The sequence below is a fragment of the Streptomyces sp. cg36 genome (assembly GCF_041080675.1).
In the GTDB taxonomy this organism is placed as follows: domain Bacteria; phylum Actinomycetota; class Actinomycetes; order Streptomycetales; family Streptomycetaceae; genus Streptomyces.
On sequence record NZ_CP163520.1, the window covers coordinates 1,969,665 to 1,992,274 of the forward strand.

Annotated in this window: 20 protein-coding genes and 1 riboswitch; of the genes, 6 read left to right on the forward strand and 14 right to left on the reverse strand. The window is 73.9% G+C overall.

Features of this window, described 5'->3' with window-relative positions; genetic code table 11:
* Positions 1–42: 42 nt before the first annotated feature.
* The gene (locus AB5J87_RS08705) at positions 43–1,302 is read right to left on the reverse strand and encodes a sensor histidine kinase (protein WP_369375746.1); all 1,260 of its coding nucleotides are present in this window, start codon (positions 1,300–1,302) and stop codon (positions 43–45) included.
* A gap of 5 nt (positions 1,303–1,307) precedes the next feature.
* Positions 1,308–1,961, reverse strand: a complete 654-nt coding sequence (locus AB5J87_RS08710; RefSeq protein WP_101390599.1) for a response regulator transcription factor — start codon at positions 1,959–1,961, stop codon at positions 1,308–1,310.
* Between the two features lie 386 nt (positions 1,962–2,347).
* Between AB5J87_RS08710 and AB5J87_RS08715 the strand changes: the two genes are divergently transcribed.
* A complete protein-coding gene (locus tag AB5J87_RS08715; RefSeq protein WP_369375749.1) occupies positions 2,348–2,521 on the forward strand; it encodes a hypothetical protein in 174 nt (57 codons plus the stop codon).
* An 87-nt stretch (positions 2,522–2,608) separates the two neighbouring features.
* Here AB5J87_RS08715 and AB5J87_RS08720 read toward each other — a convergent pair whose 3' ends face one another.
* Together AB5J87_RS08720 and AB5J87_RS08725 are read right to left on the reverse strand one after the other, a co-directional pair.
* Positions 2,609–3,421, reverse strand: a complete 813-nt coding sequence (locus AB5J87_RS08720; protein WP_369375751.1) for an inositol monophosphatase family protein — start codon at positions 3,419–3,421, stop codon at positions 2,609–2,611.
* 9 nt (positions 3,422–3,430) lie between these two features.
* Entirely contained in the window at positions 3,431–4,582 is a 1,152-nt protein-coding gene (locus AB5J87_RS08725) for a ferrochelatase (protein WP_369375753.1), read from the reverse strand.
* Positions 4,583–4,761: 179 nt separating this feature from the next.
* Between AB5J87_RS08725 and AB5J87_RS08730 the strand changes: the two genes are divergently transcribed.
* Together AB5J87_RS08730 and AB5J87_RS08735 are read left to right on the forward strand one after the other, a co-directional pair.
* Positions 4,762–6,000: an MFS transporter gene (locus AB5J87_RS08730; RefSeq protein ID WP_369375755.1), complete on the forward strand. Its 1,239-nt coding sequence runs from the start codon at positions 4,762–4,764 to the stop codon at positions 5,998–6,000.
* Entirely contained in the window at positions 5,969–7,279 is a 1,311-nt protein-coding gene (locus tag AB5J87_RS08735; protein ID WP_369375757.1) for a D-arabinono-1,4-lactone oxidase, read from the forward strand. Before AB5J87_RS08730 ends, AB5J87_RS08735 begins: the two co-directional genes overlap by 32 nt.
* 4 nt (positions 7,280–7,283) lie before the next feature.
* On the opposite strand, the gene AB5J87_RS08740 is transcribed toward AB5J87_RS08735, so the two are convergent.
* A complete protein-coding gene (locus AB5J87_RS08740; protein WP_369375759.1) occupies positions 7,284–8,114 on the reverse strand; it encodes a hypothetical protein in 831 nt (276 codons plus the stop codon).
* A gap of 465 nt (positions 8,115–8,579) precedes the next feature.
* On the opposite strand from AB5J87_RS08740, the gene sepH reads away from it, so the two are divergent.
* Entirely contained in the window at positions 8,580–9,650 is a 1,071-nt protein-coding gene (gene sepH, locus AB5J87_RS08745) for a septation protein SepH (protein WP_369375761.1), read from the forward strand.
* Between the two features lie 84 nt (positions 9,651–9,734).
* Here sepH and AB5J87_RS08750 read toward each other — a convergent pair whose 3' ends face one another.
* The gene (locus AB5J87_RS08750; protein ID WP_369375764.1) at positions 9,735–10,583 is read right to left on the reverse strand and encodes a sulfurtransferase; all 849 of its coding nucleotides are present in this window, start codon (positions 10,581–10,583) and stop codon (positions 9,735–9,737) included.
* A gap of 222 nt (positions 10,584–10,805) precedes the next feature.
* On the opposite strand from AB5J87_RS08750, the gene AB5J87_RS08755 reads away from it, so the two are divergent.
* Positions 10,806–11,579, forward strand: coding sequence for a VOC family protein (locus AB5J87_RS08755; RefSeq protein WP_369375766.1), 774 nt, complete (start codon positions 10,806–10,808; stop codon positions 11,577–11,579).
* 30 nt (positions 11,580–11,609) lie between these two features.
* Here AB5J87_RS08755 and AB5J87_RS08760 read toward each other — a convergent pair whose 3' ends face one another.
* The 4 genes from AB5J87_RS08760 to AB5J87_RS08775 form a co-directional block, all read right to left on the reverse strand.
* Complete coding sequence (locus AB5J87_RS08760) at positions 11,610–12,257, reverse strand: thymidine kinase (RefSeq protein ID WP_369375768.1); 648 nt, start codon at positions 12,255–12,257, stop codon at positions 11,610–11,612.
* 66 nt (positions 12,258–12,323) lie between these two features.
* On the reverse strand, positions 12,324–13,517 hold the full coding sequence (locus AB5J87_RS08765; protein ID WP_369375770.1) for an alkaline phosphatase family protein: 1,194 nt from the start codon (positions 13,515–13,517) through the stop codon (positions 12,324–12,326).
* Positions 13,517–14,104 carry a DUF5998 family protein gene (locus AB5J87_RS08770; RefSeq protein ID WP_369375772.1) on the reverse strand — a complete coding sequence of 196 codons (588 nt, stop codon included), beginning with the start codon at positions 14,102–14,104 and terminating at the stop codon, positions 13,517–13,519. Before AB5J87_RS08770 ends, AB5J87_RS08765 begins: the two co-directional genes overlap by 1 nt.
* A 36-nt stretch (positions 14,105–14,140) precedes the next feature.
* Positions 14,141–17,173, reverse strand: coding sequence for a GNAT family N-acetyltransferase (locus AB5J87_RS08775; RefSeq protein WP_369375774.1), 3,033 nt, complete (start codon positions 17,171–17,173; stop codon positions 14,141–14,143).
* 119 nt (positions 17,174–17,292) lie between these two features.
* Here AB5J87_RS08775 and AB5J87_RS08780 point away from each other — a divergent pair, with 119 nt between their 5' ends.
* Positions 17,293–17,574, forward strand: a complete 282-nt coding sequence (locus AB5J87_RS08780; protein ID WP_369375776.1) for an HPr family phosphocarrier protein — start codon at positions 17,293–17,295, stop codon at positions 17,572–17,574.
* 216 nt (positions 17,575–17,790) lie between these two features.
* Here AB5J87_RS08780 and AB5J87_RS08785 read toward each other — a convergent pair whose 3' ends face one another.
* The 4 genes from AB5J87_RS08785 to AB5J87_RS08800 form a co-directional block, all read right to left on the reverse strand.
* Entirely contained in the window at positions 17,791–18,468 is a 678-nt protein-coding gene (locus AB5J87_RS08785; protein WP_369375778.1) for a GntR family transcriptional regulator, read from the reverse strand.
* A gap of 202 nt (positions 18,469–18,670) precedes the next feature.
* Complete coding sequence (locus tag AB5J87_RS08790; RefSeq protein ID WP_369375780.1) at positions 18,671–19,444, reverse strand: M23 family metallopeptidase; 774 nt, start codon at positions 19,442–19,444, stop codon at positions 18,671–18,673.
* A 13-nt stretch (positions 19,445–19,457) separates the two neighbouring features.
* Positions 19,458–19,618: riboswitch (cyclic di-AMP (ydaO/yuaA leader) on the reverse strand.
* A 214-nt stretch (positions 19,619–19,832) separates the two neighbouring features.
* On the reverse strand, positions 19,833–21,221 hold the full coding sequence (locus AB5J87_RS08795) for a M16 family metallopeptidase (protein WP_369375782.1): 1,389 nt from the start codon (positions 21,219–21,221) through the stop codon (positions 19,833–19,835).
* The gene (locus tag AB5J87_RS08800) at positions 21,218–22,570 is read right to left on the reverse strand and encodes a M16 family metallopeptidase (protein ID WP_369375784.1); all 1,353 of its coding nucleotides are present in this window, start codon (positions 22,568–22,570) and stop codon (positions 21,218–21,220) included. Before AB5J87_RS08800 ends, AB5J87_RS08795 begins: the two co-directional genes overlap by 4 nt.
* Positions 22,571–22,610 lie beyond the last annotated feature (40 nt).

Here is a 22,610-nt window from a genome sequence, read left to right on the forward strand (position 1 = left end):
ATTCCGCTCAAAGCGAACTTCCGGACGGCATCGAAAAGCATCTCAGACGGGCAGGGTGACACGCATCACGAGGCCGCCGCCCTCGCGGGGCTCCGCGATGATACGGCCTCCGTGGGCCCGCGCGACGGATCGCGCGATGGACAGGCCGAGCCCGACGCCCTTGTCGCTGCCCGTCCGCTCCGTGCGCAGCCTCCTGAACGGCTCGAAGAGGTTGTCGATCTCGTACGCGGGAACCACTGGTCCCGTGTTCGACACCAGCAGCACCGCCTGGCCGTCCCTGAGCTCCGTGGTGACCGAGACCCAGCCGTCCTGCGGCACGTTGTAGCGCACCGCGTTCTGGACCAGGTTCAGGGCGATCCGCTCCAGGAGCACACCGTTGCCCTGCACCACCGCGGAGGCCCGCTCGCCGCGGATCTCCACCGCCTTGGCGTCGGCCTCGCCGCGGGCCTGCTCGATGGCGCGCGAGGCGACCTCGGCCAGGTCCACGGGCTTGCGGTCGACGATCTCGTTCTCGCTGCGGGCGAGCAGCAGCAGGCCCTCGACCAGCTGCTCGCTGCGCTCGTTGGTGGCCAGCAGCGTCTTGCCCAGCTGCTGGAGCTCTATGGGGGCGCCCGGGTCGGAGAGATGGACCTCCAGGAGCGTGCGGTTGATCGCCAACGGGGTCCGCAGCTCGTGCGAGGCGTTGGCGACGAACCGCTGCTGGGCCGTGAAGGCCCGCTCAAGGCGGTCCAGCATGTCGTCGAAGGTGTCCGAGAGCTCCTTGAGCTCGTCGTCCGGGCCGTCCAGCTCGATCCGCCGACTCAGGTCGGTCCCGGCCACCCGGCGGGCGGTACGGGTGATCCGGCCCAGCGGCGACAGGACCCGGCCCGCCATCGCGTAGCCGAAGGCGAAGGCGATGACGCTGAGGCCGACCAGCGCCATCAGCGAGCGGGTCAGCAGGCTGTCCAGCGCGTGCTGGCGCTGCTGCTGCATGCACCGGCCGATCGCCTCGTTGAACTCCTGGGGCGTGCCCGGGCTCGGCACCTGGCAGCCGCCGCTGGAGACCGTCACGTTCTGCCCGCCGAGGAGCTTGAACGGCGGGTCGCTGCCGTGCCGGAGCGCGGAGGCGGCCAGCAGGTAGATGATCGACAGCAGCAGGATGCCCGCGATCATGAACATGCCGCCGTAGAGCAGCGTCAGCCGTATCCGGATGGTCGGCCGCACCCAGGGGAAGGGCGGCTCGGCGCCCCGGGGGGTCCAGGTCGGCTTCGGCGGCGCGGCCGGCGGGGCCGGGGCGGCCGGGGTCGTGGGGGAAGCGCTCATCGCTCTCAGATCCGGTATCCCGAGCCCGGCACCGTGACGATGACCGGCGGCTCGCCGAGCTTGCGGCGCAGCGTCATGACCGTCACGCGCACCACGTTGGTGAACGGGTCGGTGTTCTCGTCCCACGCCTTCTCCAGAAGCTGCTCGGCCGAGACGACCGCGCCCTCGCTGCGCATCAGCACTTCGAGGACCGCGAACTCCTTCGGGGCCAGCTGGATCTCCTTGCCGTCCCGGAAGATCTCCCGGCGGTTGGGGTCGAGCTTGATGCCCGCGCGCTCCAGGATCGGCGGCAGCGGCACGGTCGTGCGCCGCCCCAGCGCACGTACGCGCGCGGTGAGCTCGCTGAACGCGAACGGCTTGGGCAGATAGTCGTCGGCGCCGATCTCCAGGCCCTCGACGCGGTCGCTGACGTCGCCGGAGGCGGTCAGCATCAGCACCCGGGTGGGCATCCCCAGTTCGACGATCTTGCGGCAGACGTCGTCGCCGTGGACCAGCGGGAGGTCCCGGTCGAGCACCACCACGTCGTAGTCGTTGACCCCGATGCGCTCCAGGGCGGCGGCGCCGTCGTACACGACGTCGACGGCCATCGCCTCCCGGCGCAGTCCGGTGGCCACCGCATCGGCGAGCAGCTGCTCGTCCTCGACGACGAGTACGCGCACGGCGCTTGTCCTTCCTGTGAGCCCTCGCGGGCCGCTTGGCCCCGGAGGCGGACCGTGGCCCGCCGGGGCGTTCTCAAGCCCTTACGGGCGGCTTCTTGGGCCACTGCGACAGTGACTGTGAGCTTCCATCCTGCCCCTTACGGCCATAAACCGGCGGTAAGACGGTGCCGTCGCACAGTCACCGCCCGACCTGCGCCTTCCCGGGGAGTTCGGGAATTGGCGGGATTCCCGGGCGAGTTGAGGTTTCTGCCGGACCGGGCGGGGGGAGGACGACTGCACACCCGCGATCACGCCCTGTATGTGGCTTGCCACTGCCTGCTGCGTGTGATCGTGACCCACCGTCGGCACACCCCCGTGCCACCGACCCATGACGAGGGGGCGCACCCATGGACGCATTCACCGCAGGGCTTCTGCAGCGCATAAGGGCCACGGAGTCGGACCTCACGCGGGCCCGAGAGACCGGAGACGACTTCCTCGCGGAGGTCGAGCAGGCCGAGCTGGACGATCTCCATCGCCTCGCCGCCGAACACGGCGTCGAGGTGGCGCTCACAGCACGCTGATCCGAACGGAACACGGACCCCCGGCGCCGCCTCGATGGCGGCGCCGGGGGTCCGTGCCGTGCGGGGTGCGGGCCCGGCGCCGACCGCTCAGTCGTGCCAGGCGCCGTGCTCCTCCAGGAGCTCCTGGAGCGGGCCGAACAGCTCCGGGGTGGCCGCGACCGTCAGCTCCCGGGAGGCCGGCTCGCCGGGACGGCCGCCGGTCAGGGCGCCCGCCTCGCGCGCGATGAGGTCGCCGGCCGCCAGGTCCCAGGGGTTGAGCCCGCGCTCGTAGTACGCGTCGAGCCGGCCGGCCGCCACGTCGCACAGGTCGATCGCCGCCGAGCCGCCGCGCCGGATGTCCCGGAAGCGCGGGATGAGCCGCTGGGCGACGGCCGCCTGGTGGGCCCGGACCGACTGGACGTAGGCGAAGCCGGTGCCGAGCAGGGACTGCTCCAGGGGGGCGGCCGGGCGGCAGCGCAGCCGCCGCTCGCCGAGGAAGGCGCCGCCGCCGAGCACCGCGCGGTAGGTCTCGCCGCGCATCGGCGCCTCGACCACGCCCGCGACCCGCTCCCCGTCGCGCTCGGCGGCGATGGAGACGGCCCAGGTGGGCAGCCCGTACAGATAGTTGACGGTGCCGTCGAGCGGGTCGATGACCCAGCGCACCCCGCTGGTGCCCTCGCTGGAGGCGCCCTCCTCGCCGAGGAAGCCGTCGTCGGGGCGGTGCTCGGCGAGGAAGCCGGTGATCAGCTTCTCGGCGGCGATGTCCATCTCGGTGACGACGTCGATGGGGCTCGTCTTGGTGGCGGCGACCGCCAGGTCGTCCGGGCGCCCGTCGCGCAGCAGCGCTCCGGCCCGGCGGGCGGCCTCCAGGGCGAGCGCGAGGAGCTCGGCGTTCTCGGCGGTGCGGTCGGGGTCGGTCATGCTCGCTCCTTACGCGTACGGGCTGTCGGCGCCGGCCGCGGCGGGCCGGGGGGCGCGGGCCGGGCAGCAGCCGACCGGGCACAGGTCGTGAGAGGGGCCGAGCGCGCCCAGGGCGCACCGCTCGACGGCCGCGCCGCGCTCGCTCGCGGCCCGCTCCAGGACCAGCTCGCGCACGGCGGCGGCGAAGCGCGGGTCGGCGCCGACGGTGGCCGAGCGGGCGACGGGCAGGCCGAGTTCGGCGGCCTTGGCGGTGGCCTCGGTGTCCAGGTCGTACAGGACCTCCATGTGGTCCGAGACGAAGCCGATGGGGACCATCACCACGGCGGGCGCGCCCCCGGCGTGCAGCGCTTCCAGGTGGTCGCAGATGTCCGGCTCCAGCCACGGGATGTGCGGGGCGCCGGAGCGGGACTGGTAGACGAGCCGCCAGGGCCGCTCGGCGCCGGTCTCCGCGCGCACCGCGTCGGCGATCAGCCGGGCCACGTCCAGGTGCTCGCGCACATAGGCGCCGCCCTCGCCGTGCTCCTCGGCCGGGCCGGAGGTGTCGGCGGAGGCGTCGGGGATGGAGTGCGTGGTGAACGCCAGGTGGGCGCCCGCGCGGACCTCCTCGGGCAGCGCGGCGAGCGCGGCGAGGACGCCGTCGACCATGGGGCGCACGAAGCCGGGGTGGTTGAAGTAGTGCCGCAGCTTGTCCACCCGGGGCGGCTCGATGCCCTCGGCCTCCAGCGCCGCCAGCGCGTCCGCCAGGTTCTCGCGGTACTGGCGGCAGCCCGAGTACGACGCGTACGCGCTGGTGGTCAGGACGGCGATGCGGCGGTGGCCGGCCAGCGCCATCTCGCGCAGGGTGTCGGTCAGGTACGGCGCCCAGTTCCGGTTGCCCCAGTGCACCGGGAGGTCCAGGCCGTGCTCCGCGAAGTCCTTGCGCAGGGCGTCGAGGAGGGCTCGGTTCTGCTCGTTGATGGGGCTCACCCCGCCGAACAGGAAGTAGTGCTGCCCCACCTCCTTGAGGCGCTCCCGGGGGATGCCCCGGCCGCGCGTCACGTTCTCCAGGAACGGGACCACGTCGTCGGGGCCTTCGGGGCCGCCGAAGGAGAGCAGCAGCAGGGCGTCGTAGGGAGCCGCTTCGGGGGCCGCTCCGGGAGCTTGATCGCGCAGATCGGACATGACACCGATCCTGCCATCCGCCGCCGCCGACCGGGGCGGCGGGAAACCGGATACGGGAGCGGCGGGAAAACCCCGTGCGTCCGGGGCGCGTCCCCGCGTAACTTCAACACCGTACGCTTTAGACGTTAAGTGCGCGGCGCCGGGCCGCGCACCGCTTGAGCCCGAAGCCGGAGCGCCCCATGCCCAGTCCCTACCGCGCGATATTCGCCGCCCCCGGCACCCGACAGTTCTCCGCGGCGGGGCTGCTCGGCCGGATGCCGCTGGCCATGCTCGGCATCGGCATCGTCACCATGATCTCCCAGCTCACCGGCCGCTACGGGCTGGCCGGAGCGCTCTCGGCGACCCTGGCGATGTCCGCCGCCGTGCTCGGGCCCTACATCTCGCGGCTGGTCGACCGGTACGGACAGCGCCGGGTGACCCGGCCCGCCACCCTCGCCGGGGCCGCCTCCGTGGGCGGACTGCTCGTCTGCGCCCAGCAGGGCGCGCCCGACTGGACGCTGTTCGTGTTCGCCGCGGCCAGTGGCTGCGTGCCCAGCGTGGGCGCGATGGTCCGGGCCCGCTGGGCCGCGCTCTACCAGGGCGACAGCCGGAGCCTGCACGCGGCGTACTCCTGGGAGTCGATCGTCGACGAGCTGGTCTTCATCGCCGGGCCGATCCTCTCGATCGGGCTCTCCACGGCCTGGTTCCCGGAGGCGGGGCCGCTGATGGCGGGCGGGTTCCTGCTGGCCGGCGTCTTCTGGCTGACCGCCCAGCGCGCCACCGAGCCGGTCCCGCACCCGCGCGAGCACCACACCGGCGGCACCGCGCTGCGCTCCCGGGGCCTCCAGGTCCTGGTGGCCACCTTCGTCGCCACCGGCGCGATCTTCGGCGCGGTGGACGTGGTGACGGTGGCCTTCGCCGACGAGCGCGGCCACAAGGCGGCGGCCAGTCTGGTGCTCGCCGTCTACGCGCTGGGCTCGTGCCTGGCGGGCGCCGTGTTCGGACTGCTCCGCCTCAAGGGCGCCCCGTCGAAGAGGTGGCTGGTGGGCGTGTGTGCGATGGCGGTGAGTATGATCCCGCTCCAACTGGCCGGGAGCCTGCCGTTCCTGGCCGTGGCGCTCTTTGTCGCGGGCCTTTCCATCGCGCCGACGATGGTCACGACGATGGCCCTCGTCGAACAGCACGTACCGCGCAGCAAGCTCACCGAGGGCATCACCTGGACCAGCACCGGGCTCGCGGTGGGCGTGGCGCTCGGATCGTCGGCCGCCGGCTGGGTGGTGGACGCCTCGGGCGCGCGCTCGGGGTACCTGGTGCCCGTCCTGTCGGGAGCGCTCGCGGCCGCGGTGGCGTTCCTGGGGTACCGCCGGCTGAGCACGCCGGCGCCTGGGCGGGAGGGGCTCGGAGCAGATGAGCGGAGCGAACAGCAGCACGTGGCGTAACTGGGCGGGGAACGTGACGGCGCGGCCGGCCCGGGAGGAGTCCCCGGCCTCCACGGCCGAACTGGCCGCCGCCGTGCGCCGGGCCGCCGAGGACGGGCTGACGGTGAAGGCGGTCGGCACCGGCCACTCCTTCACCACGGCCGCCGCCACCGACGGGGTGCTGATCCGGCCCGATCTGCTCACCGGCATCCGGGAGATCGACCGTACGGCGATGACCGTGACCGTGGAGGCGGGCACACCGCTGAAGCGGCTGAACGCGGTCCTGGCGCGCGAGGGGCTCTCGCTCACCAACATGGGCGACATCATGGAGCAGACGGTCGCCGGGGCCACCTCGACCGGCACCCACGGCACCGGCCGCGACTCGGCCTCCATAGCCGCCCAGATCGTCGCGCTGGAGCTGGTCACCGCCGACGGTTCGGTCCTGACCTGCTCGCCGAAGGAGAACCCGGAGGTCTTCGCCGCCGCCCGCATCGGGCTCGGCGCGCTCGGGGTGGTCTCCGCGATCACCTTCGCGGTGGAGCCGGAGTTCCTGCTCACCGCGCGCGAGGAGCCGATGCCCTTCGACCGGGTCGCCTCGGAGTTCGAGGCGCTCTTCACCGAGAACGAGCACTTCGAGTTCTACTGGTTCCCGCACACCGGCAACTGCAACACCAAGCGCAACAACCGCAGCGCCGGTCCCGCCGCCCCGCCCGGCCGGGTGAGCGGCTGGATCGAGGACGAGTTCATGTCCAACGGCCTCTTCCAGGTCGTCTGTTCGCTGGGCCGGGCCGTCCCCGCGACGATCCCCGCGATCGCCAAGGTGTCCAGCCGGGCCCTCTCCGCCCGTACGTACACCGACATTCCGTACAAGGTCTTCACAAGTCCGCGCCGGGTGCGGTTCGTCGAGATGGAGTACGCCCTGCCGCGCGAGGCCGTGGTGGAGGCGCTGCGCGAAGTGCGGGCGCTGGTGGACCGGTCGAACCTGCGGGTGAGCTTCCCGGTCGAGGTGCGCACGGCCCCGGCCGACGACATCGCGCTCTCCACCGCCTCGGGGCGGGACACCGCGTACATCGCGGTGCACATGTACCGGGGCACGCCGTACCAGGCGTACTTCACCGCCGTGGAGCGGATCATGACGGCGCACCAGGGCCGGCCGCACTGGGGCAAGGTGCACACGCGCGACGCCGAGTACTTCGCCGAGGCGTATCCGCGCTTCGGCGAGTTCACCGCCCTGCGCGACCGCCTCGACCCCGACCGGCTCTTCGCCAACGCCTATCTGCGCCGGGTCCTCGGCGACTGACGCCCTATCCGGCGGGCGGGGTCTGCCCCGAGCCCGCCGTCCGGCCGGTGTCCGGGGCGGACGGGCCGGGTCCGGGAGACGTCCCGCCGGTGGCGGGCGGGGACGAGGACGGCGGGGGCGTGGTGCCGCCCGAGGAGCCGGTGCCGCCGCCGGAGCCGGTGGAGGGGGACGGCGTGGGGGCGGGGGTCGTGCCGCCCGGCCCCGAGGTGCCGCCGGTGGCGGACGTGCCGTCGCCGCCCCGCCCGGGGTCCGGGGAGCCGGAGGGGCCGCCGTCGGTGTCCCCGGCGGGGGTGCGCCGGTCCTGCCGCTCGGGCTCGGAGTCCTTCTCAAAGGAGCCGCCGCCCCGGCCGCCGCCGGTACCGCTGACGACCGAGCCGAAGGTGGTGCCGCCCTTGCCGCCGCCGAGCTCGCCGCCGGAGGCCAGTTCGTACGCGGTGATGCCGCCCATGGCCACCGCGAAGACCACGGCCGCGCCGAGCGCGGAGCGCTTCCAGCCGCGCAGCCGGGAGCCGTGGACGGTGGCCGCGCCGAACTCGCCCTGCCGGACCTCCTCGTACGCGGGCAGCCCCGGGCGCTCGCGCCCGACGGACCTGCCCTGGACGGTGGCGTCCCGCAGCTGCTCGCCGGTGCGGCGGAACAGGTGCTGGAAGACGGTGCCGCCGCAGGTGGCCACGACGCTCACCACTCCGGCGCCGAGGATCGTCCCGTAGACACCGAGCTGGGAGGCGAGCACGGCCGCCGCGACCGCCGCCAGCGCGCTGCCCGCGACCTGGGGCACGCTCAGATCGAGCCGCTTTTCGTCCAGTTTCGTCCCGGTATCCGGCTTCTCACCCATGTACAGCCTCTGTTCGCCCTTCTCCGCCTGCTTGTACGTAGTGGGGACCTATGGGCGAAGCGAATAGTTCCGTTTCTGGCGATTCTGTGAAGCACGACACGTACGAAGTACGTGTCCATGCGGCGCGCGCGGTTCAACTCCCGCCCCCCGGGAGAAGTTCGGCGGCGCGGCGGTCCACCCAGGTGGCCCGAATGGAGTACTGTGGCGAGCCCTGGGCCTGGTCTCCCTCATGGGATTCCGGGGCCTGCGGGAGGGGGCCGAAAGCGGCACTCGAACCGGCGGCGCCGCGGCACCGCACGGGCGCCTGCTGCCAGAGCGACCACACCGGTCACTCTGCGTTGCAAACAGGTAACCGTGCCATAACGGCGTTCCAGGGCCCATGCCCGACACGCCGGGCAACTCGGCAAGGTTGTGGCAGGCTGCACCCGGGCAGGCCACACTCGACTAGCGGAAGCAGCGACGCAGGTGACGTCGGCAGGCACCACCCGGGAGGTCCCCATGCCCGAACTGCGTGTCGTGGCCGTCTCCAACGACGGCACACGACTGGTGCTCAAGGCTGCGGACAGCACGGAGTACACGCTTCCGATCGATGAGCGGCTGCGCGCCGCCGTGCGCAACGACCGCGCCCGGCTCGGGCAGATCGAGATCGAGGTGGAGAGCCACCTCCGGCCTCGTGACATCCAGGCGCGGATACGGGCCGGAGCCTCGGCCGAGGAGGTCGCCCAGCTCGCCGGGATCCCCGTCGACCGGGTCCGCCGCTTCGAGGGCCCGGTGCTCGCGGAGCGCGCCTTCATGGCCGAGCGGGCCCGCAAGACCCCCGTGCGACGCCCCGGCGAGAACACCGGCCCCCAGCTCGGCGAGGCCGTCCAGGAGCGGCTGCTGCTGCGCGGCGCCGACAAGGACAGCGTCCAGTGGGACTCCTGGCGCCGCGACGACGGCACCTGGGAGGTCCTGCTCGTCTACCGGGTGGCCACCGAGCCGCGCGCCGCGAGCTGGACCTACGACCCGCCGCGCCGGCTGGTCCAGGCCGTCGACGACGAGGCCCGCTCGCTGATCGGCGAGAGCGACGACACCCCCGAGCCGAGCTTCCCGTTCGTGCCGAGGATCGCCCGGCTGCCCCGGGACCGGCCGCTCGACCGGGCCCTGGACCGGCAGCTGGAGCGCCCGGCCCCCGTCGCGCCCGAGCCCGTCCCGGACGAGAGCGACTCGCTCACCAGCCTCCTGGAGGCGGTGCCGAGCTTCCGCGGCGACATGGTGGTGCCCGAGCGCCCGGCCGCGCCGCCGGAGCCCGACACCACCGCGCCCGTCGAGGAGCCCGAGATCGAGGAGCCGCCCGCCCCGGCGGCGTCGGCGGGCGCCGGAGCGGCGTACGCGGACGTGCTGATGCCGCGCTCGGTCAGCGGCCACCGCGACCGGCTCACCGGCACGACGGACCGGCAGGCCGAGGCGGACGGCGTCCGGCCCGGCAGGCGGGCCGCGGTGCCCAGCTGGGACGAGATCGTCTTCGGCACCCGGCGCAAGAAGCAGCAGGAGTAGCGGGGAGCGGCGGCAGCGGAAGCCGCCGCGGACGGACGGGGCGAGGGGGCCCGCGCCGGGCGCGGGCCCCCTCGGCGTGCGCGGTTACTGCGGGTCGGGGCCGGTGGCGACCGGGCGGGACTCGTCGGACGACCACTGCGACCAGGAGCCCGCGTACAGCGCCGCCGGGATGCCCGCGACCTCCAGGGCCAGCACCTCGTGGGCACCGGAGACCCCGGATCCGCAGTACACGCCGACATCGGCGCCGGACGCCCCCAGCGCCTTGAAGCGGTCCGCGAGGACCTCCGCGGCCAGGAAGCGGCCGTCGGCGTCCACGTTCTCGGTGGTGGGGGCCGAGACCGCGCCCGGGATGTGCCCGCCGACCCGGTCGATCGGCTCGACCTCGCCCCGGTAGCGCTCCCCCGCACGGGCGTCCAGGAGCAGTCCGGAGCGGGCCAGCGCCGCGGCCCCGTCCGCGTCCAGCAGGCCCACCGCGCCCGGCTCCGGCGCGAAGTCGCCCCCGGCCGGGGCCGGGACCTCGCTCGACAGCGGCCCGGTCCACACGGCGAGGCCGCCGTCGAGGACCCGGACGTCCGGGTGCCCCGTCCAGCGCAGCAGCCACCAGGCGCGTGCCGCGCCCCAGCCCTGCCCGCCGTCGTACACGACCACGGGCGTCCCGGCCGACACCCCGGCCCGGCGCATCACGGCACCGAACGCGGCCACGTCGGGCAGCGGATGGCGCCCGCCGGAGCCGGGCGGACCGGCCAGCTCCGCGTCGAGGTCGACGAAGACCGCGCCGGGCAGGTGCCCGGCCGCGTACTCCGCCCGGCCGTCGAAGGGGGCGGCACCGGCCGCCTTGGCGAGGCTGAGCTGCCAGCGGACGTCGAGCAGGACCGGGGGGTGCTCCCCCGCCAGCTCGGCCGCCAGTTCGGATGCGCTGATGATGGCGTTCATGGGTGCCATCCTCGCGCAGCGCCCCCGCCCCATGAAACGGCGGCGAAACGGATGAGAAACGTCAAAGCGGGCATCCTCCTGCGGGAACGCGCCAAAAGCGGCGCGGCCGGGGCGCGCTTCGCCGTCGGTGGTGCAAGCATCTGCGAGGGGGCGGGCGTCCGGCGCGGCCGCTCGCTCCTTGAGGGCGCGTTCTCACAGCGATGGTCCGAGGAGAGAGTCACGATGTCCCAGGCAGAGACCCGGCGGACGCCCGGCACACCCTGCTGGGTGAGCCTGATGGTGCACGGCCTGGCTCCCACCCAGGAGTTCTACGCGCAACTGTTCGGCTGGGAGTTCCGGCCCGGTCCCGCCTCGCTCGGCCCCTACGTACGGGCCCTCCTGGACGGTGCCGAGGTGGCGGGAATCGGCCAGCTCCCGCCGGACCGGCATCTGCCGGTCGCCTGGACCCCCTATCTGGCCACCGACGACGCCGACGCCACGGCCGAGGCGATCCGCTGCTGCGGCGGAACGGTCGGCGTCGGACCGCTGGACGCGGGGGACGCGGGACGGCTGGTGATCGCCTCCGACCCGGAGGGCGCGGTGTTCGGCGCCTGGCAGGCCGAGGCGCACGTGGGCACCGCGGTGGCGGGCGCACCGGGCACCCCGGTCTGGAACGAGCTGCTGACCCGGGAGACGACGGCGGTCGGCAAGTTCTACGAGTCGGTGTTCGGCTATGACGCCGAGGCGGTCGTCCCGGCCGACCTCGACCACCTCACGCTGCGCCTGGACGGGCGTCCGGTCTGCTCGCTGCGCGGGGTGGGCAACGCCCTGCCGCGCGACCGGGGCCCGCACTGGATGACCTCCTTCGAGGTCGCCGACACGGACGAGGCGGTCCACCGGGTCACCGAGCTGGGCGGCCATGTCGTGCAGCCGCCCGGACAGGGGCCGAGCGGGCGGGTGGCCACGGTGGCGGACCCCGAGGGGGCGGTGTTCACGCTGGTGCGCACCGGCGTGTGACGCGAAGCGCCGCACGCGCGCCCCGGACGGCTACGCGTCCACCGGCAGCACATCCGGCGACAGGGTCGCCGCACGCGCCGCCGCGGCCGTCATCCGGCGCCGGTGGTGACGGCGGCACAGCACCTCGTACCCGATCTCGTCCTCGGACTGGTTGACGTCCCCGACGACCACCTGCGCACCCTCGACGACCATCTCGCCGCCCCGGGTGCGGGCGTTGTGGGTGGCGCGCGCGCCGCACCAGCAGAGCGCCTCGACCTGGAGGACCTCGACGCGGTCGGCCAGCTCCACCAGGCGCTGCGAGCCGGGGAAGAGCTTGGAGCGGAAGTCGGTGGTGATGCCGAAGGCGAAGACGTCCAGGTCCAGGTCGTCGACGACCCGGGCGAGCTGGTCGATCTGCTCCGGCGCGAGGAACTGCGCCTCGTCGGCGATCACGTAGTCGCAGCGCCCGCCCTTGGAGAGGTGGGCGACCAGGTGCGCGTAGAAGTCGAAGCCCTCGGCCGCCTCCACGGCGTCCGTCACCAGGCCCAGGCGCGAGGACAGCTTGCCCTCGCCCGCCCGGTCGTCACGGGTGAAGATCATGCCCTGGAGTCCGCGCGCGGAGCGGTTGTGCTCGATCTGAAGAGCGAGGGTGCTCTTTCCGCAGTCCATCGTTCCGGAGAAGAACACCAGCTCGGGCATGGGAGGGTGACGGCCTTTCGGGTCCGCGCACGCGGGCGCGTACGAATGGGGGAAGTGCGGGAAGGGTTACGAGCGTACTTCGAGCAGGGGGACGAGCTGCTCGACGGGGGTCATCGAGCCGTGCATGCCGACCATGGCGGACTCGTGCGGCTCGTTGCGCGAGGCGGTGATCACCACATCGGCACTGGCCGCGGCGACGACGTCGCCGATCCGCCCGTACACCCGCTCGTCGCAGGCGCCCGGCGGGCCGAACCAGCCCGCGGCTATCGCCTCGTCGCGGCTCGCCACCCAGAACTGCTCGCCGAGCACCTCGCGCCAGACGGCGAGCACATCGGCCTGGGCGCCCGGGACCGCGTAGACGTGCCGGGCCCGGCCCTCGCCGCCGAGCAGGGCGACGCCCGCGCTCAGCTCCCAGTCCTCGTCGAAGTCGATCCGGGACTCCTCGTCGAACGGGATGTCGATCATGCCGTGGTCCGCGGTGACGTACAGCGCGGAGCGCGGCGGCAGCTGCTCGGCCAGGCGCTGGACGAGCCGGTCGACGTACATCAGCTGGCCGCGCCAGGCGTCGGAGTCCACGCCGAAGCGGTGGCCCTTGCCGTCGACCTCGCTGTAGTACGTGTAGACGAGCGAGCGGTCACCGGCGCCCAGCTGCTCGGCGGCGAGGTCCATGCGTTCCTCGCCGGTCAGCCGGCCGTGGAAGGTGCCGCCGCTGAGCGCGACCTTGGTCAGCGGGGTGTGCTGGAAGGTCGGCGAGGAGACCTGGGCGGTGTGCACCCCGGCCGCGTCCGCCAGCTGGAAGACCGTGGGGTACGGCTGCCAGGCGTGCGGGTCGGTCCAGGGCTTCCAGCGGAGCTGGTTCATCAGCTCGCCGGTCTCCGGGTTGCGCGCGGTGTAGCCGGGCAGGCCGTGCGCGGCGGGCGGCAGGCCGGTGCCGACGGACGCCAGCGAGGTGGCGGTGGTGGCGGGGAACCCGGCGGTGATGGGGCGGCCGGTGCCGCCGCGCGAGCCGCCGAGCAGCCCGTGCAGATAGGGCGCCTCGTCCGGGTGGGCCTTGATCTGCTCCCAGCCGAGACCGTCGATCAGGAACACGCAGTTCCGGTCGGCCGGGGTCAGCTCCAAGATCGCGGCGGCCGTGCCGGGCACGCCCATGCCCGCCGCGAGCGTCGGCAGCAGATCGGCGAGCGAGCCGCTGCCGTACTCGGGCAGGGGGGCGGTGTCGAGGGCGAGGGGCTCCGGGTCCTGCCAGGCGGGCTGGGCCATCAGCGGCCGGTCGCCGCGGTGGCCTCGGAGAGCGCCTGGGCGAAGTCCAGGGTCTGGCGGACGGTGTCCGGCCCGTCCCCGGCCTCGCTGACGCGCAGGCTGAGGTCGTCGGCCGTGGAGTTGCCGGTGTAGCCGTGGTCGGCGTCGCAGCCCGGGTCGCCGCAGGCGGCGGGCTCCAGGTCGATGCGGGAGACGGCGCCCCAGCCGATGGTCAGCACGACCTCGCGGGGCAGGGTGCCCGGGGTGTACGACTCGGGGTTGGCGACCACGCGGCTGACGACCACGGAGGAGATCCGGTCGAGCTTCACGGACTCGGTGGAGGTCGTCGCGTACGGGGTCGGGGAGCTGGTGTCCGCGTTCTGCTCGTCGGTGTGGCTGACGATGAAACGGTTGTCCGTCAGGACCAGGACGGTGACGTGGCGGCGGACCTCGTTGGCGTCGAACGTGGTCTCCTGGTGGACCAGGTACGACGCGATGGGCTCACCACCGACGGCGGCCTCCACCGCCTCGGCCACAAGGGCCGGGTAGTAGCCGCTGCGCTCGATCGCCGCGCGCAGCCCCTGGGTCATCGTGCCGGTCTTCGCCATGGGCTCCATCCTACGGGGCCTTCGGGCCCGCTCGTCTCAGTAGCTGGGCAGCCGCCTCGGCCCCAGGTCGGTGCGGGCGGGCGGCGGGGCGAGCCGGACGCTCGCGCCCAGCACGGACAGGCCGTGCGGGGCGACGACGACGGGCTCCAGGACCACGGAGACGACCTCCGGGTGGTCGTCGACCAGCCGCGACACCCGCAGCAGGAGCTCCTCCAGGGCCGCCGTGTCCACCGGCGCGGAGCCCCGCCAGCCGAACAGGAGCGGCGCGGTCCGGATCGACCGGACGAGCTCGGCGGCGTCCCGGTCGGTCGCCGGGACCAGCCGGTGGCCGGTGTCGCCGAGCAGCTCGGAGGCGGCCCCGGCGAGGCCGAACGAGAGCACGGCGCCGACCGCCGGGTCGATGGCCGCGCGCACCACGGTGTCGACGCCCCTCGGCGCCATCGCCTGGACCACCGGCTGGAGCTCCTCGGGCTTGCCCAGGGCGTGCGTCAACTCGGCGTACGCGCGGCGCAGTTGCTCCTCGTCGGCCAGGTCCAGGCGGACGCCGCCGAGGTCGGGGCGGTGGCGCAGGTGCGGGGCGGTGGTCTTGAGGGCCACCGGGTAGCCGAGGCGGGCGGCGGCGGCCACGGCGGCGTCCGGGTGCGGGGCGGGCAGGGCGCGGCGCACCCGGATCCCGTACCGGGCCAGCAGCGCCTCGGCCGCGTCGGTGCCCAGGGTGCCGCCCCGGGGGTCGGGGTCGGCCCCGAGCAGCCGCTCGATGTCGGTGGCGGCGCCGGCCTCGTCGATGTCCTCGTACTCCGGCACCTTGCCCTGCTCGGCGGCCTGCCGCCGCCACTGGCCGTAGCGGACGGCCTCGGCGAGCGCGCGGACCGCCCGTTCGGCGGCGGGGTAGGCAGGGATGCGGTGGGCGGGGGCAGAGGGGATGGGGTGGGTGGGGGTGGAGGGGATGGGGTGGGTGGGGGTGGAGGGGATGCGGTGGGCGGGGTCTTCCCCGCCCTGCTCCTTCCCGAGGCCCTCCCGGGGCGGGTCGAGGTGGGGGGTGCCCGGGGGCCGGGCTCCCGGACCTCCTGCGGGGCTCCATCCCCGCACCCTGCCGGGACCGACGGGGGCGGGCGCGGCGGTCGGGGCGGGCCCTCCGTGCGCGGTCGGGGTCTCTCCGTACGCCGTCGGGGTCGTCCCGGGCAGTGGTGCGCGGTGGTGCGGGGCGCGCGGGGCCGTGCTCGCCGCGTCGGCCAGGGCCTCCGCCAGGCCGCCGAGTTCCACGTGCACCACCGCCACCGGCTTCGCCGGGGCCGTCGCGGTGGCCCGGTGGAGGGCGGTGGCGAGGGCCTCGTCGGGATGGCCGGGCTCCCCCACCCAGGGGATCGCCGTGACGATCACCGCGTCGCACAGCTCGTCGGCGAGCGCCCGCGCCAGCGCGTCGCGGAAGTCGTCGGGTCCGGCCGCGGTGGTCAGGTCCAGGGGCGGCAGCGGGCGCAGGCCCTCGGTCAGACAGGCGTCGTACGTCAGCAGCCCCAGCGACTCGGAGTTGCCCAGGATCGCGACGCGCGGCCCGGCGGGCAGCGGCTGATCGGCGAGCAGGACGCCCGCGTCCACCAGCTCGGTCACCGTGTCCACCCGGATGACGCCCGCCTGCCGCAGCAGCGCCGAGACGGCCGCGTCCGGGACCCGGGTGACCGGGACCGCGTGGCCGGGCGGGGTGGATCCGCTGTGCCGGGCGCCCTTCACCGCGACCACGGGCTTGACCGCGGCGGTGCGCCGGGCGAGCCGGGTGAACTTGCGCGGGTTGCCGATGGATTCGAGGTAGAGCAGCACCACGTCGGTGTCCGCGTCCTCGTACCAGTACTGGAGGATGTCGTTGCCTGAGACGTCCGCCCGGTTGCCGGAGGAGATGAACGCGGACACGCCCGCGCCGCGCCGGTAGAGCCCGGAGAGCAGGGCGATGCCGATCGCGCCCGACTGGGTGAACAGGCCGATCCGGCCCCGGTCGGGCGGCTGGGGCGCCAGCGACGCGTTCAGCCGCACGCCGGGCGCGGTGTTGATGATCCCGAACGCGTTCGGCCCGATCAGCCGCATTCCGTACGAGCGGACCTGGCGCAGCAGGGCCCGCTGCCGGTCGCGCCCGGCCGCGCCGCTCTCGGCGTACCCGGCGGAGAGCACGACGAGCCCGCGCACCCCGTGCTCACCGCACTCGGCGACGGCCTCGGGCACCCGTTCGGCCGCCACGGCGAGCACGGCGAGGTCGACGGTCTCCCCGATCTCGCCCAGCGAGCGCACCGCCGGGACGCCCTCCAGCGCCGAAGCGTCCTGCGGCAGCGCCCGGTTGACCGCGTAGACGCGTCCGGTGAAGCCCGCGCCGAGGAGGTTGCGCAGCACCGTGCGGCCGACTCCGCCGGGTGCGCGGCCGGCGCCGATGACGGCGACCGAGCCCGGCGCGAGCAGCCGCTGCACCGAGCGGGCCTCGGCGCGCTGCTCCCGGGCGCGCTGCACGGCGAGGGACTCGGCGGTGGGCTCCAGGTCGAGCGTGAGGTGGACGGAGCCGTCCTCGAAGGAACGCTTCTGCTGGTAGCCCGCGTCCGTGAAGACCTTGATCATCTTGTTGTTGGCGGGCAGCACCTCCGCCGCGAACCGCCGGATCCCCCGCTCGCGCGCCACCGCCGCGATGTGCTCCAGGAGGGCGGAGGCGACCCCGCGGCCCTGGTGGGCGTCCTGCACCAGGAACGCGACCTCCGCCTCGTCGGCCGGGGCCGGACGGCCGCGCTGGTCGATCCGGTCGTAGCGGACGGTCGCGATGAACTCGCCGCCGACCGTCGCCGCCAGCCCGACCCGGTCGACGTAGTCGTGATGGGTGAAGCGGTGCACGTCCTTGGCGGACAGCCGGGGGTAGGGCGCGAAGAAGCGGTAGTACTTGGACTCGTCCGACACCTGCTCGTAGAAGGAGACCAGCCGTTCGGCGTCGCCCGGGGTGATGGGCCTGATCCGGGCCGTACCACCGTCGCGGAGCACGACGTCGGCCTCCCAGTGGGCCGGGTACGCGGGGTCCTGCGTCTTCTCCTGCGGAGCCTGCATACCGGCAGCCTACGGGTCGCGGGCCCGGTCCGGGCAGGCCAAGGTAGGGGGCACCGAGCACCGCGCGGGACATGAGAGAATGGTCTAGACAACCGTCAGAGATTTCGAAGGGCATCACCATGGCTGAGCGCCGCGTCAATGTCGGCTGGGCCGAGGGCCTGCACGCCCGCCCCGCTTCCATCTTCGTCCGCGCCGCCACGGCCTCCGGCGTCCCCGTGACGATCGCCAAGGCCGACGGCAACCCGGTCAACGCCGCGTCCATGCTCGCGGTGCTCGGCCTGGGCGCGCAGGGCGGCGAGGAGATCGTGCTGGCTTCCGAGGCGGAGAACGCCGAGGCGGCCCTGGACCGTCTGGCGAAGCTGGTCGCCGAGGGCCTCGACGAGCTTCCCGAGACCGTCTGACCCCACCCGGTCGGCCGATTCCCAGCCGTGCGTCCCGCATTCGGGGCGCACGGCTGTTTCCATTCCGGGAGCGGCTGCATTCGGGCGGCACCGAACGGACCGCGCAATTGCTCCTCCCTGTCGGGCGATCGCCCGTATACGGCAATCCGGTCACCTGTATACGGCGGCCCCGTCACCCTTTTCCAGCGGTCCCCCCGCCGGTATACGGCGGTCCCGTCACGCGCGGACGGCCGCGTTGTTCACGGCATGTTGCGAACTCCTCACACCGTCGGCCGCGCGCAGCCGATAGGCGGAAAAGGAACGCTCCGCGTGGAGCGCGGTGAGCGACCTTGCGCGCTCGGCGTCGCCGCGCGCCACCGCGTCCACGATCGCCCCGTGCTCCGCCCAGCACTCCCGGGGCAGCGCGGGCCGCTCCAGCACGTACATCCAGGCCACCTTGTGCCGCAGCTGGGTGAGCAGCGCGATCAGGCCGGCGCTGCCGGACGCCTGGGCCAGCGTCTCGTGGAACCAGCCGCCCAGCGCGCGCAGGTCCTCCCCCTGGGCCCGCCGCACCCGCTCCTGGCCCAGCCGCACCAGGCCGCGCAGCACCTTGAGATGGGCCTCGGTGCGCCGTCCGGCGGCCCGCGCGGCGGCCAGCGGCTCCAGCAGCACCCGCATTTCGAGCAGGTCGGCGGCCTCCTGCGCGCTGGGCTCGGCCACACAGGCCCCGGCATGGCGGCGGGTGGTCACGAACCCCTCGGACTCCAGGGTGCGCAGCGCCTCGCGGACCGGGACGCGCGAAACCCCGTAACGCCGGGCGAGTACTTCCTCGGTGAGCCTGCTGCCGCGTGCGAAGGTGCCCGCCACGATGTCGTCGCGGATTGCCGTGCAGACCGATTGCGCCGCGATGCGCATGACCGAACCTCCGCCTTGATCCCCGCGAAACGCGGTCGTCCGACGCCTGTTCGGCGACTCTATTCGAGCGCGTGTTAATTCCCGGTGACATGAGGTAATCGGGGGATATCTTCTGGCCACGGCCGGAGCCCCCGGCCGGGAAATCGGCCGGGGGCTCCGGTGGGTGTCGCGGGGCGGCGGGCAGGAGCCCGCCGAAAGGGCGTCAGACGTTGACGCCGTGCGCGCGCAGATACGCGATCGGGTCCATGTCCGAGCCGTACGACGGCGAGGTGCGGGCCTCGAAGTGCAGGTGCGGGCCGGTGGTGTTGCCGGTGTTGCCGGAGAGGCCGATCTGCTGGCCCGGCTCGACGTGCTGGCCGACGGCCACGAGGATGGACGACAGGTGGCCGTACTGGGTGTACGTGCCGTCGTTCATCCGGATCACGATGTTGTTGCCGTACGCGCCGCCCCAGCCCGCCTCGACGACGGTGCCCAGGCCGACCGAGTGCACCGAGGTGCCCTCGCCGGCGTGGAAGTCGATGCCGGTGTGGCTGCCGGAGGACCAGATCGAGCCGCCGGTCTTGTAGCCGGTGGAGACGTAGCTGCCGTCGATCGGGGCGACGAAGGTGTTGAGGCGCTTGCGCTCGGCCTCACGCGCGGCACGCTCGCGGGCGGCGCGCTCCTCCTTCGCCTTCGCCTCGGCCTTGCGCTTCGCCTCGGCGGCGGCGCGGGCCTTGTCGGCGGCCTGCTTCTGGGCGGCGGCCTGGGCGTCGATGCGGTCGGCGAGCGAGTCGCCGATCACGATGGCCTGGGTGATTCCGGTGTCCTCGACGGAGGCGGCGGCCGGGGCCGCGCTGGTCTCCGCGGCCAGGGCCGGTGAGGCGAGGGTGCCCACGACTCCGGCGGTGGCGAGAGTGGCGATGCCCGCTATGTTCGCGCTCTTGCGCGACACGGCGCTCGGACGGCGGTGCTTCCCGGTGGCACGGGTGAACGCCATGAAGTGGCGGTGTCCTTTCCTTCCATCTCGCCTACCGGGTTAGCTGACGGGTTCGGAGCTGGAAGGTCTCCTACGGGCCCCTCCGCGGGCGGAGGCGTCCGATTCACCCCAGGGACTGAGTGGGTCCCCGGCTCCCCTGGCTCGCGCCAGTTGGGGACTCGGCGATCACTGCCCGGTGCCGCGGCTGCGACGGATGGTGACGGACAGCGCGCCCGACGCTAATCGCCTGATCTTTCAATCGCCAAACAGACACCACTTTTTGTAGCGCACGCCACACGACAGACAGGCAACCTCTCCAATAAACCGGACATAAGGGAGGACCCCGACGGAATCGCTTCCTCCGGGGTCCTCACCCGCACCACGCGCGCGTGCGCGGCGATCCGCTCAATCAGCCCGCGACTACGGTCACTTCACCGATGCCGAGCGCCTTGACCGGCTCCTCGATCTGCGCCGCGTCGCCCACCAGAACCGTCACCAGACGGTCCACCGGGAAGGCGCTGACGACCGCCGCGGTGGCCTCCACGGTGCCCGTGTCGGCCAGCTGCGCGTACAGCCGCGCCTGGAAGTCGTCCGGCAGGTGCTGCTCGACCTGGTCGGCCAGCGTCCCCGCGACCGCCGCCGCCGTCTCGTACTTCAGCGGGGCCACGCCCACCAGGTTCTGCACGGCCGTCTCGCGCTCGGCGTCGGTCAGCCCCTCGGCGGCGAGCCTGCGCAGCACCGTCCACAGGTCGTCCAGCGCCGGACCGGTGTTGGGGGTGTCCACCGAGCCGCTGATGGCGAGCATGGCGGCACCGGTGCCCTCCGCGCCCGAACGCAGCACCTGGCCGTAGGCCCGCACGCCGTACGTGTAGCCCTTCTCCTCGCGCAGGACGCGGTCCAGGCGGGAGGTGAGCGTGCCGCCCAGGCAGTACGTCCCGAGGACCTGGGCGGGCCAGACGCGGTCGTGGCGGTCCGGGCCGACCCGGCCGATCAGCAGCTGCGTCTGGACGGCGCCCGGGCGGTCCACGATGACGACCCGGCCGGTGTCGTCGGCGGTCACCGGCGGCATCGGGCGCTCCTCGGCCGCGGTGCCCGTCCAGGCGCCCAGGGTGTCCGCCAGGATCGCGTCCAGGTCGGTGGCGCCCAGATCGCCCACGACGACCGCGGTGGCCGCCGCCGGGCGCACGTACGCCTCGTAGAAGGCCCGGACGGCAGAGGCGTCGATGCGGGTGACGGTCTCCTCGGTGCCCTGGCGCGGGCGCGACATGCGCGCGGTGGCCGGGAACAGCTCCCGGGAGAGCTGCTGGGCGGCGCGGCGCGCCGGGTTGGCCAGCTCGTGCGGGATCTCGTCGAGCCGGTTGCGCACCAGCCGGTCGACCTCGGCGTCGGCGAACGCGGGCGCGCGCAGCGCCTCGGCGAGCAGCCCGAGCGCCTTGGCGAGCCGGGAGACCGGCACCTCCAGGGAGACCCGCACGCCCGGGTGGTCCGCGTGCGCGTCCAGGGTGGCGCCGCAGCGCTCCAGGTCGGCGGCGAACTCCTCGGCGGAGCGCTTGTCGGTGCCCTCGGAGAGCGCGCGCGCCATGATGGTGGCGACGCCGTCCAGACCGGCCGGCTCGGCGTCCAGCGGGGCCGCGAGGAAGACCTCCACGGCCACGACCTGCTGGCCGGGACGGTCGCAGCGCAGCACCGTGAGCCCATTGGCGAGGGTCTCGCGGCCGGGGGCCGGGAACGCCCAGGGGCGCGCGGTGCCCGCGGTCGGCTGCGGGTGGAACTGCATGGTCACGCCGGTCTCGCTCACTGCTCTGCTCCCTCTGCGTCCGCGTCGGCCGCGGCCTCGTCCTCGGCGCCGGTCGGCTCGTAGACCAGCACCGCCCTGTTGTCCGGGCGCAGGGTGGCCCGGGCCGCGTCCCGCACCTCCTCGGCGGTGACGGCGAGGACCCGGTCCACGGCGGTCAGGGCCAGCTGCGGGTCGCCGAACAGCACCGCGTAACGGCACAGTTCGTCGGCGCGCCCGGCGACCGTGCCCAGCCGGTCCAGCCACTCGCGCTCCAGCTGGGCCTGGGCGCGCTCCATCTCCTCGGCCGTGGGGCCCTCTTCGGCGAAGCGGGCCAGCTCGTCGTCGACGGCGGCCTCGATGTCCGGGACGTCCACGCCGCCGGACGTCTTCACGTCCAGCCAGCCGAGCGAGGGGGCGCCGGCCAGGCGCAGCAGGCCGAAACCGGCCGCCACGGCGCTCTGGTCGCGCCGCACCAGGCGGTTGTGGAGCCGGGAGGACTCGCCGCCGCCGAGGACGGTGAGCGCCAGGTCGGCCGCGTCGCACTCGCGCGTGCCGTCGTGCGGCAGCCGGTAGGCGGCCATCAGGGCGCGCGCGGGGACGTCCTCGTGGACGACCTCGCGCAGCTGCTCGCCGATCACACCGGGCAGCGCGCCGTCGCGCGGCGGCTGCTTGCCGTCGTGCGAGGGGATCGAGCCGAAGTACTTCTCGATCCAGGCGAGCGTCTGCTCCGGGTCGATGTCGCCGACGACGGAGAGGACCGCGTTGTTCGGCGCGTAGTACGTGCGGAAGAAGTGCCGCGCGTCCTCCAGCGTCGCCGCGTCCAGGTCGGCCATGGAGCCGATCGGCGTGTGGTGGTACGGGTGGCCCTCGGGGTAGGCCAGGGCGGTCAGCTTCTCGAACGCCGTGCCGTACGGCACGTTGTCGTACCGCTGGCGGCGCTCGTTCTTGACGACGTCCCGCTGGTTCTCCATGGACTCCTCGTCCAGCGCGGAGAGCAGCGAGCCCATGCGGTCCGCCTCCAGCCACAGCGCGAGCTCCAGCTGGTGGGTGGGCATGGTCTCGAAGTAGTTGGTGCGCTCGAAGCTGGTGGTGCCGTTGAGCGAGCCGCCGGCCCCCTGCACCAGCTCGAAGTGGCCGTTTCCGTGCACCTGGTGCGAGCCCTGGAACATCAGGTGCTCGAAGAGGTGAGCCAGGCCGGTGCGGCCCTTGACCTCGTGGCGCGAGCCCACGTCGTACCAGAGGCAGACCGCGGCGACCGGGGTCAGGTGGTCCTCGGAGAGCACCACCCGCAGGCCATTGGCCAGCCGGTGCTCGGTCGCTGTCAGGCCGCCGGAGCCGGCCTGGGCGGTGGCCGTGTGACCCATGGGCATGTACGTCCCTTCGATCGCGGTGAAGAAGTCCTGCCACTGT